At 72.6% G+C, this 14,966-nt stretch carries 11 protein-coding genes; 3 read left to right on the top strand and 8 right to left on the bottom strand.

All coding sequences use genetic code 11. From position 1 onward, the window contains the following. The first annotated feature begins 22 nt into the window (after positions 1-22). The 3 genes from HHX37_RS28795 to HHX37_RS37975 all read left to right on the top strand — a co-directional run bounded on the left by HHX37_RS28795 (position 23) and on the right by HHX37_RS37975 (position 6,475). On the top strand, positions 23-1,618 hold the full coding sequence (locus HHX37_RS28795; RefSeq protein ID WP_182887489.1) for a glycoside hydrolase family 13 protein: 1,596 nt from the start codon (positions 23-25) through the stop codon (positions 1,616-1,618). A gap of 163 nt (positions 1,619-1,781) precedes the next feature. Next, positions 1,782-2,321, top strand: coding sequence for a hypothetical protein (locus tag HHX37_RS35945; protein ID WP_220503250.1), 540 nt, complete (start codon positions 1,782-1,784; stop codon positions 2,319-2,321). Between the two features lie 29 nt (positions 2,322-2,350). Further along, complete coding sequence (locus HHX37_RS37975; RefSeq protein ID WP_182887490.1) at positions 2,351-6,475, top strand: WD40 repeat domain-containing protein; 4,125 nt, start codon at positions 2,351-2,353, stop codon at positions 6,473-6,475. Here HHX37_RS37975 and HHX37_RS28810 read toward each other — a convergent pair. From HHX37_RS28810 to HHX37_RS28845, 8 genes are all read right to left on the bottom strand, one after another. Continuing rightward, positions 6,412-7,686 (bottom strand): alpha/beta hydrolase family protein, encoded by a 1,275-nt coding sequence (locus tag HHX37_RS28810; RefSeq protein WP_182887491.1) that lies wholly within the window; start codon positions 7,684-7,686, stop codon positions 6,412-6,414. The two genes, HHX37_RS37975 and HHX37_RS28810, sit on opposite strands and share 64 nt — an antisense overlap. A gap of 41 nt (positions 7,687-7,727) precedes the next feature. Continuing rightward, positions 7,728-9,161, bottom strand: coding sequence for a S41 family peptidase (locus tag HHX37_RS28815; protein WP_310740575.1), 1,434 nt, complete (start codon positions 9,159-9,161; stop codon positions 7,728-7,730). Beyond that, positions 9,158-10,219: an ABC transporter permease gene (locus tag HHX37_RS28820; protein WP_182887492.1), complete on the bottom strand. Its 1,062-nt coding sequence runs from the start codon at positions 10,217-10,219 to the stop codon at positions 9,158-9,160. Before HHX37_RS28820 ends, HHX37_RS28815 begins: the two co-directional genes overlap by 4 nt. After that, positions 10,216-11,106 (bottom strand): ABC transporter ATP-binding protein, encoded by an 891-nt coding sequence (locus HHX37_RS28825; RefSeq protein ID WP_138462298.1) that lies wholly within the window; start codon positions 11,104-11,106, stop codon positions 10,216-10,218. Before HHX37_RS28825 ends, HHX37_RS28820 begins: the two co-directional genes overlap by 4 nt. A 35-nt stretch (positions 11,107-11,141) precedes the next feature. Continuing rightward, the gene (locus HHX37_RS28830; protein WP_138462235.1) at positions 11,142-11,537 is read right to left on the bottom strand and encodes a GntR family transcriptional regulator; all 396 of its coding nucleotides are present in this window, start codon (positions 11,535-11,537) and stop codon (positions 11,142-11,144) included. Positions 11,538-11,674: 137 nt separating this feature from the next. After that, the gene (gene mscL / locus HHX37_RS28835) at positions 11,675-12,103 is read right to left on the bottom strand and encodes a large conductance mechanosensitive channel protein MscL (RefSeq protein ID WP_182882668.1); all 429 of its coding nucleotides are present in this window, start codon (positions 12,101-12,103) and stop codon (positions 11,675-11,677) included. A gap of 220 nt (positions 12,104-12,323) precedes the next feature. Next, positions 12,324-13,820: a serine/threonine-protein kinase gene (locus HHX37_RS28840; RefSeq protein WP_138462233.1), complete on the bottom strand. Its 1,497-nt coding sequence runs from the start codon at positions 13,818-13,820 to the stop codon at positions 12,324-12,326. Further along, positions 13,807-14,811 carry a LacI family DNA-binding transcriptional regulator gene (locus HHX37_RS28845; RefSeq protein ID WP_117409964.1) on the bottom strand — a complete coding sequence of 335 codons (1,005 nt, stop codon included), beginning with the start codon at positions 14,809-14,811 and terminating at the stop codon, positions 13,807-13,809. The genes HHX37_RS28840 and HHX37_RS28845 overlap by 14 nt, the downstream gene beginning before the upstream one ends. Between the last annotated feature and the right edge of the window lie 155 nt (positions 14,812-14,966).

Raw genomic sequence — 14,966 nt, forward strand, 5'->3', positions numbered from 1 at the left:
TCCACAAGGAGTTGTATCCAGCATGCCCGGCAACACCTCGACCCCCGAATGGTGGCGCGGGGCCGCGATCTACCAGGTCTACCTGCGCAGCTTCGCCGACGGGAACGGCGACGGCACCGGCGACCTGGCGGGGCTGCGGTCACGCCTGCCCTACCTCGCCGACCTCGGCGTCGACGCCGTCTGGCTGAATCCGTGGTATCCCTCGCCGATGGCCGACGGAGGCTACGACGTCGCCGACTACCGGGCCATCGAGCCGGTCTTCGGCACCCTCGCCGAGGCGGAGAAGCTCATCGCGGAAGCCCACGACCTTGGCATCCGCACGATCGTGGACGTCGTCCCCAACCACGCCTCCGACCGGCACGCCTGGTTCCGGGAGGCATTGGCGGCCGGTCCCGGTTCGGCGGCCCGGGAGCGGTTCTGGTTCCGTCCCGGCGTCGGCGACGGCCCGCCGAACGGCTGGCAGTCGATCTTCGGCGGCCCGGCCTGGACCCGGGTGCCGGACGGCGAGTGGTATCTCCACCTGTTCGCCCCCGAACAGCCCGACTTCAACTGGAACAACCCGGACGTGCGTCAGGAGTTCCTCGACGTGCTGAGCTTCTGGTTCGACCGGGGCGTGGACGGCGTCCGCATCGACTCGGCGGCCGTCCTGGTCAAGGACCTCGACAGCGTGGAGGAGTCGTACACCGACCACGACGACGTCCACGAGATCTACCGCGAGTGGCGGCGGCTCAGCGACGCGTACGGCGGCCGGGTCCTGATCGGGGAGGTGTGGCTGCCCGACCAGGAGCGTTTCGCCCTCTACCTGCGCCCGGACGAGATGCACACGGCGTTCAACTTCGACTTCCTTTCGTGCCCCTGGGAGCCGGCCGCCCTGCGCCGCAGCATCGACCTGACGCTGGCCACGCACGTGCCGATCGGCGCTCCCGCGACGTGGGTGCTCTCCAACCACGACGTGACCCGCCCGGTCACGCGGTACGGCAGGCGGGACACCTCGTTCGACCACGCCGACCGCAAGCACGGCACGCCGTCCGACCCGGAGCTGGGCAGGCGGCGGGCGCGGGCGGCGGCCCTGCTGGCCATGGCCCTGCCGGGCAGCGTCTACGTCTACCAGGGGGAGGAGCTCGGCCTGTGGGAGGTCGAGGATATTCCGGACGACCTGCGCGAGGACCCGATCTGGGCCCGGTCGGGTCACACCGACCCGGGACGCGACGGATGCCGCGTGCCGCTGCCGTGGTCGGGCACAGAACCTCCGTTCGGATACGGCATGGGCGAACCGTGGCTGCCCCAGCCGGCCGGATGGCGCGACCTCACCGTCGAGGCCCAGCAGCGCGACCCCGGCTCCATGCTGTGCCTGTACCGCTCCGCCCTGCACCTGCGGCGTGAGCTGCTCGGGGACGGCACGATGACCTGGCTGCCGGCCGGGAACGACGTGATCGCCTTCCGTCGCGACTCCGGCCTGGTCTGCGTGGTGAACTTCGGCGCGGAGCCGGTGCCGTTCCCGGTCCGGGGCTCGGTGGTGCTGGCCAGCGGCCCTCTCGTGAGCCGGCACGGCAGCACTCTCGGTGGCGACCTGCTTCCCCGCGACACCGCCGTCTGGATCACGGAGGAGGGCCGATGAGGATCCCCTTCGCCGCGGCGCTCGCCGTCGACCCGGCTCTCGTGACGGGCCGAGGCGCCTAGGTCGACTTCACCGAGCAGGAGGCGGAGAACGCCTCGACCAACAGCACGGTCATCGGCCCCGCCGTGACGCGTACACGCTGCCGGCCGAGGCGTCCGGCCGCATGGCGGTCAGGCTGACGCCGGGCCAGTACGTCGAGTTCACGCTGCCGAAGGCGGCCAAGGCCGTCACCGTGCGCTACAGCATCCCGGACGCGCCCGCGGGCGGCGGCATGACCGCGCCGCTCGACGTCGCGGTGAATGGCCGCAAACGGGCCGTCATGACCCTCACGTCGCAGTACGCGTGGCTGTACAACCAGTATCCGTTCTCCACCGACCCGAACGGGCAGGGACGCCTCGGCCGGCGGCAACCGCGACTTCTGTCCGGCGTCGCCATCGAGGGCGACATACGGGAGCGCATCGACACCGACCAGGTCACCGGCGTCGGCGGCGCGATGAGCGACTCGACCATCGACGGCCTCTACCAACACCATCACCTGCGACGACCGCCCGCCGGTCGTCTCCCTGCCCCCGCCGTCCCCCTGGTGACGGCCCTACGGCGCGTAGGAACCACCGCGGTTCACGTAGCGCTCGGCACACCGGGGCCGATAAGGCCATGGACGCCGGCGTGTGGGATGACTTTCCGTACGCATGCCGATGTCTGAGGGTGGGGCTACGGCGTCGGGAGCAGCGTGTGGAGACGGGGGACGGGCGGCAGGCGAGGTCGCCGGAGCCGGGAGGCCACGCCGTGCCCGCCGAACGCGTCGCCGCGGCACAGGAAGGCGCCCGCGGCTGGGTACGACAGGCGGCCGAGCTGTCCGCGCGGGGTGTGGCCTGGACGACGCCCCGGGCGTTGCTGGCCACGCTGTGCGCCAGCGCCCTCGTTCCCATGGCACTGGCCGAGCCTGGTCCGGCGGCGCTCGCGGCCGGACTCAACGTCGTGGGATCCGTCGGGGCCAATCTGTTGTCGGATCTCATCGGTGCGGCGCTGGCCGCGGCGACGGCGCGCGAACGGGACGGACGGACCGCCGCACGGCCGTCAGGGGCGCCGGCGGGCTCCGGCCACGATGACGAGGCGCTCACGCGGCGGGCGGTGCGGGAGCTGGCCGACCGGTTGGAGGAGGTTCTGGAGGCGGGCGACGCGCGTGCCGAGGCACTCGCCGGGGCTCTGGGAACGGTACTGGCCGAGGTCGAGGCCACCCGGGTGGTGGTCGCCGAGGCGCTCGCCCGGGGCGACGCCCGGCTGCTGGAGGAGCTGGGTAAGGGCTTCGCCGAGCTCGGACGCCAGATGGAGGTGCTCGCCCCACTCCTGGGGCGGCTGACCGGGGCGGTCGACCAGATCCAGCGGATCCTCCTGCGACAGGACGCCGAGCGCCGGTTCGACCGTGCGCAGATCCAGCGGGAGGTCGCCCTGCTGCTGGTGATGCGGGAACAGCTCGGTGAGCTGGCGGGCCGGCTGCCGGTGGTGGCGACGACGCCGGGAACGCGACCCGGGGCCGGTGGTGGATCGTGGGCGGACCGTTGCCCCTATCAGGGCCTGGCGCCGTTCGGCCCGGCGCAGGCGGGGGTCTTCTACGGACGTGGGCAGGCCACGGCCGAGCTGACGGCGATGATCACCGCCCACCGCGGCAGCGGGTTGATCCTGGTGACCGGCGCCTCCGGCGCGGGCAAGTCGTCCCTGGTACACGCGGGGCTGCTGCCCGCGCTGGCCACGCCGTCCGTCTCCGGCGCCGGAGGCGGCGCGACAGAGACATGGTCGCCGGTGACCCTCACCCCCGGGGCCGGTCCGCTGCGGGAACTGGCCGTGCACCTGGCGGTGCGGTGCGGCGCCGACCCCGCTTCCGTGTGGCGCGAACTGCGTGCCGACCCCGCACAGGCGGGAGAGTGGGCACGGCAGGTCCTGACCGCTGAGCGAGCCCGTCACCGCCGCGAGGGCGGCGCCGGCGAGGATCCGACGCGGCTGCTCGTGGTCGTCGACCAGTTCGAGGAACTGTTCACTCTCGCCCCGGAGAACGAGGCGGAGGCGTTCGTGACGGCGTTGGAGGCGATCACCATGGTCGCCGGCCCCGGAGGGCCGTTCCGGGGCGACCGGGCGGCCGGCGTCGTGGTGGTCACGGTACGGGGGGATTTCGCCGACCGGTGCGCCGTTCACCCCGTCCTGCGGCGGGCGCTGCAGGAGCGGGTGTTCGTGCTCGGTCCCATGAGCGAGCAGGAGTTGCAGCGGGCGATCACCGGCCCGGCCGCCGCGGCCGGGCTGATGGTGGAGGCCGACCTGGCCGAGCAGGTGGTCCGGGAGCTCCTCACCCACGTCCGCGCACCGTCAGACGGATCACCGGCCGGAACGGGACGGCCAGGGTGGTATGGGGCGGGGGCACTGCCGCTGTTGTCGGTGGCGATGGTCCGCACCTGGGAGAACCGGAAGGGCGGTTCGCTGACCCTGACGGGTTATGACCGCTCCGGCGGCGTCGCCTCCGCCGTGCAGGACGCCGCCGAGGACGTCTACGCCTCACTCGACCCGGGGCGGCGGGAGACGGCCAAACGGCTCATCCTCGCGCTGATCGTCACCGGTGCCGACGGGCAGGCCACCAGGCGGCGCGTCGCGCTCCGGGACGTGGCCGGCCTCTGCGCGCCCGCCCGGCCCGGCCTGGCCCGGGAGGTGGTCGAGGTGTTCACCGTCGCGCGACTGATGATCACCGCCGGTGCCGAGGCCGGCGGGGAGGCCGGCACGGTGGAACTCGCCCACGACGTGCTGCTGGTCGCGTGGCCACGGCTGCGTGAATGGCTCGCCGAGGAACAGGCCGACCGGATCCTGCACGGGCAGATCCTGCACGCCGCGGGGGAGTGGGAGGCCCACGGCCGCGACCAGTCCTTCCTGTACAGAGGAGTTCGGCTGGAGGACGCGCGGGGCGCCGTCACGCGCTGGCGCGCGGACCCGGAACGCTACGCGGGCCTGGCGCTGCCCGAGCACGGCGACACGTTTCTGCGCGCGGGAGTCCGTGCGGCTACCCGGACGCGGCGGCGCTGGGGGGCCGTCACCGTGGCGCTGGCCGGGCTGCTCGTGATCGCGGTCGTCACCGCGCTGATCGCCCTGCGGGTCAACCGGGAGGTCGAGCAGCGGAGCGCGGAGGCGCTCAGCCGCAGCGTGTCCGCCTCCAGCCGATCCTGGCCCGACGACCCGATGACGTCGGCGCGGCTCGCCGTGGCGGCGTTCGCCATCGCGCCTACCGCCGAGGCGCGGGCGAGCATGGTCGCGCTGCTCGGCACACCCGCGCGTGCCGTCCTGAACGGCCACACCAGCTCTGTTACCTCGCTGGCCTACAGCCCCGACGGCACCCGGCTGGCCTCCGCGGGACTCGACTTCACCGTGCGGATCTGGGATCTGACCTCCGGCAGGCAGGCCGGGCCCGCGCTGAAGGGCCACGGCGACGCGGTGTACGCGGTGGCGTTCAGCCCGGACGGCACCCGCCTCGCCTCGGGCGGGGCCGACAGGATGGTGCGGATCTGGGACGCCGCCACCGGCAGGCAGGTCGGCGCTCCGCTGTCCGGCCACACGGGCACGGTGGCCTCGGTGGCGTTCAGTCCGGACGGCACCCGGCTGGCCTCCGCCGGAAACGATCATACGGTGCGGATCTGGGACGTGGCCTCCGGCAGGCAGGTGGGCGCTCCCCTGCTGGGTCACACCCGCGAGGTGACCGAGGTGGCGTTCAGCCCGGACGGCACCCGGCTCGCCACCTCGGGCGCCGACGCGACGGTGCGGATCTGGGACGCCGCCACCGGCAGGCAGGCCGGCGCTCCGCTGCTGGGTCACGCGGGCGAGGTGTATGCGGTGGCGTTCAGTCCGGACGGCACCCGGTTGGCCTCCGGCGGAGACGATCACGCGGTGCGGATCTGGGACGTGGCCTCGGGAAGGCGGGTCGGCAGCCCGCTGACGGGCTTCGCCGACCCGGTGATCCGGCTGGCGTTCAGTCCCGACGGCAGCCGCCTGGTCACCGCCGGGGACGGGACGGCGGTGCGGATCTGGGACGTGGCCACCGGCAGGAGGATCGGCACTCCGCTCACCGGCCACACCGGCGAGGTGTACGCGGTGGCGTTCAGCCCCGACGGCAGCCGTCTGGCGTCCGGCGGGGCCGAAGGGACGGTGCGGATCTGGGACGCCGCCGCCGCCGGCCGGGACCGCTTCCCGCTCATCGGCCCCACGGAGGCGGTGACCCAGGTGGCGTTCGGTCCCGGCGGCACCCGGCTGGCGGTCGCCGGCCTCAGCGCGGTGCGGATCTGGGATGTCGCGGCGGGCAGACAGGTCGGCGCCCCGCTGCAGGTCCTGGCGAACTCGGTCGCCTTCAGCCCTGACGGCAGGCGAATGGTGGTGAGCGCGTCCGATGGGACGGTGCGGATCTTCGACATGCGCACCCGCGCGCAGGTCCGCGCCCTGCCGGCCGGTGATGCCGGCAGGGTGACGTCGGTGACGTTCAGTCCCGACGGCAGGCGCCTGGCGTCGAGCGGGGCCGATGGGACGGTGCGGGTGTGGCAAGTGGCCTCGGGCAGGCAGGTCGGTGCCCCGCTGACCGGTCACAAGGACCGCGTGACGTCGGTGACGTTCAGTCCCGACGGCAGCCGCCTGGCCTCGGGCGGGAAGGACCCGAGGGTGTGGCTATGGGACGTCGGGCTGCCCCGTGACCTTCTCCAGGCGGCCTGCCGCGTCGCGGGCCGGGGTTTCACGCGGCAGGAGTGGCAGCAGTACGTTTCCACCGCGCCGTATCAGCCCACCTGCCCCGCTCCGCAGGTCTTGCGTTCCGGGGCGCACAGCTCGGCCTCGGGGTAGCGGGACGAGGGCTTGTCCAGGAGAGGCCGCGGCTCGCCACGCAGGTGCAGGTCGAGGAAGGCGCGGACGTACGCGCGGGTGATCTCGGCGCCGCGGGCCGCGGACACTGTCCCCGGGACGCCGAGGCCGAGAGCGCCCGCCAGGAGCGGCACGTCGGTGAAGGACTGGTGATCCGCGCCGGGAAGCACGACCCAGCGCTTCCATCCGGTCAGGAGTCTCCAGTCGCGGTCCCAGGAGTTGTCGCGGCCTCCGGGCGCGTGGCCCGCCGACCCCATGAACATGAACGGCCGCGACAGGCCGCGCTTCGGGATCCGGGCGTACGTGGTGCCGTCCATGTCGATCCCGCCGCGTATCCGGGGATCCTTCAGCATGGCCGCCACGGCGCTCGCCCCGCCGATGGAGTGGCCGACCATCGCGATCCTGGACGCGTCGATCAGCGCGGAGCCCTCCCACTTGGCGCCCCGCCCGGTGAGCCGGTCGAGCACGAAGGACACGTCGGCCGCTCTGACCCCGACCACTTTCGTGCCGAAGCCGGGGTCGCCGTCGCTGTCGCAGGCGACGCACTCGGCGACCCGCCCGTCCGGGAAGGTCGTCGCGTAGTTCTCGTAGGCATGGTCGACGCCGGCCACCACGTACCCACCGGCGGCCAGCTCCTCGGCGAGCGCCGTGAGAGTGCCGCGGGGCATGGTGAAACCCGGGGAGAGCACCACCAGGGGCAGGCCCGCCCTGCGCCCCGCCGGTTCCGCGTCCTGGTAGGCGTTGGTGCGCGTCCTGCTCAGCAGGTCGTACGGCACGCCGGTCACCTTCTTGCCCCTCAGCGTGAGCTCCGACTCCTTCGCGGTCATGTACGGGGCCCGCCGGCCCCCGCTCGTCCGCGCCGGGTACCACAGGGTGACCATGAGCTCCCTGGCCTCCGCCTCCGGCACCCACGGGTCGGGGCGGGAGGCGTCCTTCAGATACAGGGTGGTGGTTCCGACGGGCCGCCCGCCGGCGGTCGGCGCGGGAATGACCGGGACGCCGGTGGCCGACGGGCGGGCGGACGCGGCGGCCGGGACGGACCGGGGGAGGGCGGGCGTGGAACAGCCGGTCAGGGAGAAGGCGGCCAGGGAGAAGGCGGCCAGGGACAAGGCGGTCAGGGAGAAGGCGACCAGTCCGGAGGCGGCCGGCAGGCCACCGTGCGGGACCGGCGCCGATCCGACGGCATGACTCATGAAGCATCCGTCCTTTCGGGGCACGGCGGGAGATGGGCGGGTCACCCGTGCAGCAGGGCCAGGGCCTTGTCCAGAGCGGGGTCGCGCCCGGCGGCGGCGTCCTCGGGGGTCGGCGGCACGTGGTAGTCGGGTGCGACGCCGACCCGGTCGATCACCTCGCGGCCGGGGGCCAGGTGATGCCTCGACGGGAACGCCAGAAGGGTGTTGTCGCCGAGGAGGTACGGCTGCGCCGGGCCGGAGACGGCGCCCGCGGTCCGCGTCCCCACGAGCCGGCCGAGACGGAGGTCCTTGACGGCGGAGCTGAAGTGCTCGCAGGCCGAGGCGCAGCCCCGGTCGGTGAGCACGACCAGCGGCAGGCCGAGCAGTGCGACGCTGTCGTCGGTCCGCATGGCCTCGCACCCGCCGTCCGCGGCGCACTGGTACGCGGTGACCTTGTCGTGGGCGAACGCGCCGAGCAACCTGTTCACCTCGTCGGGGCTCCCGCCGCCGTTGCCGCGCAGGTCCAAGGCGACACCGGTCAGGGTGCGGCCGCCGCCCATCCTGGAGATGGCTCTGAGCGACCGGTCCGCGACGTCGGGCGCGAAGCCGCTCAGCCGTACGTAGGCGACGCCGTCCCCCAGGAGCTTCGACGTCACCACCTGCACGGCGGCCGGATCGGGCTGGTACAGGCCCGGCTTGAGCGTCACCGTCCAGCGCCGGCCGCTGCTTTGCCGCAGCAACCGGAGCCGGACCGGCCGGTCTTCCGGGTACTGCGGGTACAGCGCGGTGACGGCGGCAGGGGTGACCGTTCCGTCGACGAAGGGCGCCGATCCGTCGATCGATTCGACGACGTCGCCCGGGCGCAGCCCCGCGGCCTTCGCCGGTCCGCCCAGGATGGCGGTGACGAACAACGGGGGCAGGGCGGTCCCGGGGTCGACGTTCACCTGGGGACCGGCGCTGGCCCGCAGGCCCAGGCCGTACTGGTCGTCGTCGTAGGAGTCCGGCGGACGCCGGCGGCCGTGGTTCCAGCGGGCGTGGTCGTCGTTCAGGGCGGCCACGACGGCCTCCAGCGTGGCGGCGGCGAGCTTCTCCCGGAGCCCGGCGTCGTCCGGCAAGCGGTCGACGACTCGCCGGTAGACCGTCTCGAACGCGGCCCAGTCGCGTTTCCGGTCACCGGTGAACGCCGGCATCGTGGCCTCGGGCACGTCGCGCCCGCCGCGGTTGAGCTCCTGCGTGAACGCGACGAATCCCGCGCTCAGCAGCGAACGCGCGTCCAGTGTGGCTCCGCCGTAGTAGTCGGCGAGGATGCAGAAGTACGCCTGCTCGACCACGTCGATCGTGGTGGGCGTCTCCGGCGCGGGAGCGCCCCGGGGCGGCGCGCACACGGCCGATCCACCGGCGGTCGTCGGGCCGGGCTCCGCGCGGGGCGGCGTCTGTGCCGTACAGGCGACCGTGAGCAGGAGGACGAGCCCGGACGCCACGGACCTGACGGTCACGACAGCCGCCTCCGGAGCCAGCGGAAGCAGAACGCGGTGAGGCCGAGGGTGAGGAGCGCGTAGACCCCGGTCTCGATCCACTGGAACGCCCAGAAACGCTCGAACGGCTGGTAGGTCGCCCGCTGCCGGTAGCCGAGCCGGTTGATCTCGGCGATGCAGCCGTCCATGCCCCGTCTCTCCTCCTGAGCCTGCTGCGACGGCGCGCACGGCCCCGACGTCACGGACACGCGGACGGTGACGGGGGCGCCGTCGCCGCCCACCACGCGCCCGGACGGATCGACGAGGCGGCTGGACAGCACCCAGGCGCCCGTGTGACCCGGTATCGCCGAATCCAGGACCACCTCGGGAAACTCCTTGTCGCTGGACTTGCCGAACGAGTCCACGTTCTCCGGGCCGAGCTCGAAGGCGGAGCCGACCGGAGGGAGGAGATGGGGCCGGACCGTCAACGGCATGACGATCTGGATCGCCGCGAAGACGGCCAGGGTGACGGCCATGGCGGGCAGGGTTCGCCTGACGACCAGCCCGGCGGTCACGCCGAGAACGAACGCGAATGCCGCGTAGGCCATGGGGACGATGCCGCGCGCGCCGAACACCAGGGGGTCCATGAGCGTGAAGCCCGGGGAGGCGGACTTGTCCAGAGGGGCGGACCACCAGGTCACCGCGAGACTGAACAGCCCGGCCGCGGCCACGGCGGCGCCGCCGACGACGGTGAGTTTGACGGCCAGCCAGCGGGTGCGGGTGATGCTCTGGTTCCACACCAGCAGGTGGGTGCCGGCCTCCAGCTCACGGCTGACCAGCGGCGCGCCCCAGAAGAGACCGGCCAGGGCCGGCAGGAGCAGCACGATGACGGTGGCGGCCTGGAAGGGGGCCTGGTAGTCGTCGAAGAACCGGTCGAAGAACTGCCCGCAGCCGCCGTCCCGGGCGCAGGCGGTGATCCCGGCGGAGTAGTCGGAGGCCAGTTCCGGCCCGGTCAGCGCCAGGGCGACGGCGAGCACGACGAGTGCGGCGCCCGTGGTCGCGGCCGCGCCGCGGAACTGGCGCCAGGTCAGCCAGATCATCGCCGCACCTCCAGAACCGGGCGCCCCTGGGCGGGAGCCGGCCCCTCCATGTAGGCCAGGACGAGGTCTTCCAGGGTGAGCCGGCTGACGGTCCAGGCGGGGTCGTGGATCGGGTCCTCGGTGCGGACCACGAACGTGCTCTGCCGGTCGGTGTGGCTGGCGGAGACGACGTGCTGGCCGGCCGGGAGCCGGTCGGGGTCGCGTCGCGGGCCGGTGAGCCGGTGGTGCGTGGCCAGCAGGTCGTCCACCTGTCCGGCGAGCCGGACGCGCGAGTCGACCAGCACGATCAGGTAGTCACATGTCCGTTCCAGGTCGGAGACGAGGTGTGAGGACAGCACCACGCTGAACTCGTGCTCGGCGACGGCCTCCATCAGGCCCTGGAGGAACTCGCGGCGGGCCAGGGGGTCCAGCGCGGCGACCGGCTCGTCCAGGATGAGCAGCTCGGGCCGCTTGGCCAGGCCCAGGGTGAGGGCGAGCTGGGCCCGCTGGCCCCCCGACAGCCTGCCCGCCCGGTGCGCGGGATCGAGGCCGAGCCGTTCGACGCGTTCTCGGGCGAGAGCGGCGTCCCAGCCGGGGTTGAGCCCGGCGCCCAGCCGCAGGTGGTCGGCGACGCTCAGTCCCGCGTAGACGGGGGTGTCCTGGGCGACGAACCCGATCCTGGCCTGCTGCGCCGCGCCGCCCGCCGGATGGCCGCCGAGCACGGTGATGCTTCCCTCGGTCGGCGCGAGCTGGCCGCCCGCCAGCTTCAGCAGCGTGGTCTTGCCGGCCCCGTTGGGGCCCACCAGGCCGACGACGTGCCCGCCCGGGATGTCGAGGGTGCAGTCTCTCAGCGCCCACCGCCTGCCGTACCTCCTGCCGAGTCCCCGGGCCCGCAGGACGGGGGTCATCGGCTCTCCCGAGGCCGGACCGGCCGATCGCCCGATCATGCGATGTCCTCCTGGGAGGAGGTCCTGAAGGCGCTCATGAACAGGGCCTCGATGCTCTCGTCGTCGAGGCCGGCCAGGCGGGCCGCGGCCAGCCAGCGCAGCAGGTCCTTGCGCAGCCGGCCGTGCGCGGCCAGGGAGGCGTCGGTCAGCGTCCTGGTGACGAACGTCCCGATCCCGGGCCGTGCGGCCACCAGGCCCTCGTGTTCGAGCTCCCGGTACGCCTTGAGCACGGTGTTGGGGTTGAGCGCCAGCCGCGCCACGACGTCCTTGACGGTCGGAAGCCGGTCGCCTTCGCGTAGCAGGCCCAGCCGCAGCGCGTGCCGTACCTGCTGGACCAGCTGCAGGTAGGGCGAGACACCGGACCGGCCGTCCAAGTAGAACTCGATCACCATAGCTCCATTTATCTAGGTGCCTAGTACTTTAGACATCTAGATGTTAAAGCGAGGATAAGGATCGAGAGATCTCCTGCCGCGGACACGCGCCGGCCCCCGATGGAGGGTCCATCGAGGGCCGGTGGGGGCGGCGAAGGTCAGGCGGGGGGCTTGTCCGCCGCGGCGACCGTGGACAGCTCGACTGTGCAGAAGGCGCAACGCCGGGCGTCGAGGGGGATGTCCGACAGGCACTCGGGGCACTGCTTCTCGGTGGCCTCCTTCTTGGTCTCGAAGAGCGCCAGGAAGCGGGTCATCGGCAGGACGACCAGCCAGTAGACCACCGCGGCGACGATCAGGAACGACAGCAGGCTGTTGATGAAGTCGCCGTACTTGAACTCCGCGCCGTTGACGGTGAACGTGTAGCCGGAGAAGTCGGGCTCCTTGCCTCCGGTTATCGCCGCGATCAGGGGCGTGATGAGGTCCTTGACGAGAGCCTGGATCAGCCCGCTGAACGTCGCGCCCACGACCACGGCGACGGCGAGCTCCACCAGATTGCCCCGCATCAGGAACTTCTTGAATCCGCTCATGAGGAAACGAGGTATCCGGTTTTGCCACCGCTATGCAAGGACTTGACGCGGACCGAGGAGGGTGATAGACCCTGTCGTCGCCGGGCCGGGCGGAGCGGTGGGCTCGCCCGGCGGACGAACAGACGAATATTTCGGTCCGAGCCGGGGTGTTTTTCGGACGCGCTCCGACTACCGGGTCTGACAGAAAACAACAGAAAGTTGTTCTGGGAGCGCTCCCAAATCAGGTACCAGTAGAACGGGCGAGGGCCGCCTCAACGCCGTCCAGCGCGTGGTGCAGCTCCTGCTTCAGCAGGAGCGGCAGCCGTCCCTCGCCGTAGCGGACCTCCAGTTTGGTCCGCACCTCGGTGACTCCCTGTCCCGCCGCCACCGCGTTGCGCAGCACCTGCTTGAGGTCGAGCGCCACGTCGTCGTCGATGTCGTGGGTGGCTTCTGCGCCGTCCACGAGCAGCGCGAAGCGGCGGACCGCGGTCTCGACCGCCAGGTAGGGGGCGGGAGTGGCCAGGGGCAGCGTGGTCACGCCGGGTTTGCGGGTGACCGTCGCGCGCGGCTGGGCGGAGTCGCCGCCGTGCCGGCTCTTGACCCTGGTCTTCGTCGCGGAGGGGGAGGGAGTGGGCCCGTGCCGGCGCCCGGGGTCGGCCACCGGCTTCGCGGTGTGCCGGGCGACCGGCCCCGCTGTGTGGCGGGCTTCGGTCATGGGTTCGGTCACGGGTTCAGCCTGCGCGGCCGACGGCGTGGCGGTGGCCTGCGCCGGCTGCGCGATCGCCGGGTTGAGCACGGCGGCGGCGCCGAGGCCCTGGCCGCCCGACTGGGAGACCCACAGGATGCCGCCGAGAGCGGCGGCTCCGACGGCGGCGGCGCCCCAGCCCGCGCCTCGCGGCCCCGGCGGCTTCCGCACCGAGGCCAGGGCGGCGGCGACCGCCCGTGCGCTCGGCCGGTCGACGGGATCGCCGGACAGGCAGCGCCGGCACAGGTCGGCGACCTCCTGCGGCAGGCCGGGCACCCCTTCGGGGACCGGCGGCGGGCCCTCCCGCCGCGCCGCCTCGATCGCCTCCCAGGTCTTCTCGGGATACGGCAGGTGACCAGTCAGCATCTCGAACAGCAGCACGCCGAGCGCGTAGACGTCCACCGCCGGATCGGCGGTCGTCCCTCTCAGCCGCTCGGGCGCGACGTAGGGCGGTGTGCCGAAGTCGGCCACCAGCTGGTCGTCGGCCTCGCCGATGAACGCGGCGATCCCGAAGTCGAGCAGCTTGGGCCCGTCGGCGGCGAGCAGCACGTTCTCCGGGGTGACGTCACGGTGGACGATGCCCCGGTCGTGCGCCGCCGCCAGCACCTGCGCCAGCCCGGCGGCGATCTGCGTCGCCTCGGCCCAGGGCAGGGGACCCTCCATGATCCGGTCGGCCAGCGACCGGCCCTCCAGCAACCGCATGACCACGAAGGACGCGAGCCTGCCGCCGTTCGTGACCGTCTCCCCGTAGTCGTAGACCTCGATCGCGTCGGGATGGATCAGCCGGGCGGTGGCCCTGGCCTCCCTGCGCATGAGTTCCCGGCCGGGGTTTTCGTCGTCGAGCGAGCCGTCCAGCACCTTGATCGCGACCATGCGCTGCAGTGACTGGTCGAAGGCACGCCAGATGACCGACATCCCGCCCGTCGCCAACCGCTCCTGGAGCAGGTAACGACGGGTCAGGATGTCGCCTTCTCGAAGCTCAGGCCGATTCACGAACCACCAGTTCCGTGGGGAGCACCGGATTGCCCTTGGGATTCTCCCCGTCCCCGAGTGTCATGAGAAGCAGTCGTGCGGCGAGCGTGGCCATTTCCTCGACGGGCTGCCGGACCGTGGTCAGAGTAGGCGACGTGTGCCGGGCCACCGGCGCGTCGTCGTACCCGATCACGGCCACGTCGTCGGGCACCTTGCGGCCGGCACGGCGCAGCGTCTGCATGGCCCCGGCCGCCATCACGTCCGACGCCGCGAAGACGGCGTCGAGGTGCGGCGCCCGTTGCAGCAGCCACTGCATGGCGTGCGCGCCCGAGGCGTGGGTGAAGTCGCCGTACGCCACGGGCATGTCGAGCACCCCCGCGTCGCGCAGCGTCTGCCGGAAGCCCTCCAGCCGGTCGCGGGCGGCCGGCAGGGTCGGCGGCCCGGCGATCGTGGCGATGTGCTTGCGGTTGTTGAGCAGCAGGTGCTCGGCCGCCTGCCGTCCGCCGTCACGGTTGTCCATGTCGACGAACGGGAGGTCGATCCCGTCTGGCGGCCGCCCGGCACAGCGCACCGGGACGCCAGACGCCGCCAGCGTTACCGCGAGGGGGTGCCGCGCTCGCGCTCCGATGAGGAGCACGCCGTCGACGGCGCCCGCGACCAGCGGTGGCGCGGCGATGGAGGCGGTCGCGGGGGTCGCGGTCATCACGACCATCGGCACCCCGTGGGTCGCCAGCACCTCCTCGCACGCGGACAGGAGCCTGGCATAGAACGGCTCGGTGAATAGGCGTGGACTGTGCTCGCAGACGACCGCGGCGATGATCTGCTCGGCCCGCCTGCCCGCCGAACCCCGAGGGGCACGGCGGCGGACATAGCCCAGACGCGACATCGCGTCATGGACCTGCCGACGGGTCGATGTGGTCACGCGTACCGAGCCGGTCAAGACCCGGGAAGCTGTTGCCGGGGAGACGCCGGCTGCGGCGGCTACCTCTGCGAGGGTGGGAAGATCGGCCATCCGGTCTCCTCGGCCCGAAGGTTCACACGGCTTGGGAGCGCTCCCAAGCGAAAGTATCACTGTTTCGCTCGTGTCAACAGAGGTTTCCTCGGTGTGAAACCTTTCGTAGAGTTTCGCTCCCGTTTGACATAGTTGGAGGCTAGAGCACAGGGGTT

Source organism: Microbispora sp. H10885 (assembly GCF_014161415.1).
GTDB classification, from domain to species: Bacteria; Actinomycetota; Actinomycetes; order Streptosporangiales; family Streptosporangiaceae; genus Microbispora; species Microbispora triticiradicis.

Bases quoted from the DNA above. Each gene is read 5' to 3' on its own strand.
- HHX37_RS28795 (WP_182887489.1), top strand. From the start codon at position 23: ATGCCCGGCAACACCTCGACCCCCGAATGGTGGCGCGGGGCCGCGATC.
- HHX37_RS35945 (WP_220503250.1), top strand. From the start codon at position 1,782: ATGGCGGTCAGGCTGACGCCGGGCCAGTACGTCGAGTTCACGCTGCCG.
- HHX37_RS28810 (WP_182887491.1), bottom strand. From the start codon at position 7,686: ATGAGTCATGCCGTCGGATCGGCGCCGGTCCCGCACGGTGGCCTGCCG.
- HHX37_RS28820 (WP_182887492.1), bottom strand. From the start codon at position 10,219: ATGATCTGGCTGACCTGGCGCCAGTTCCGCGGCGCGGCCGCGACCACG.
- HHX37_RS28825 (WP_138462298.1), bottom strand. From the start codon at position 11,106: ATGACCCCCGTCCTGCGGGCCCGGGGACTCGGCAGGAGGTACGGCAGG.
- HHX37_RS28830 (WP_138462235.1), bottom strand. From the start codon at position 11,537: ATGGTGATCGAGTTCTACTTGGACGGCCGGTCCGGTGTCTCGCCCTAC.
- mscL (WP_182882668.1), bottom strand. From the start codon at position 12,103: ATGAGCGGATTCAAGAAGTTCCTGATGCGGGGCAATCTGGTGGAGCTC.
- HHX37_RS28845 (WP_117409964.1), bottom strand. From the start codon at position 14,811: ATGGCCGATCTTCCCACCCTCGCAGAGGTAGCCGCCGCAGCCGGCGTC.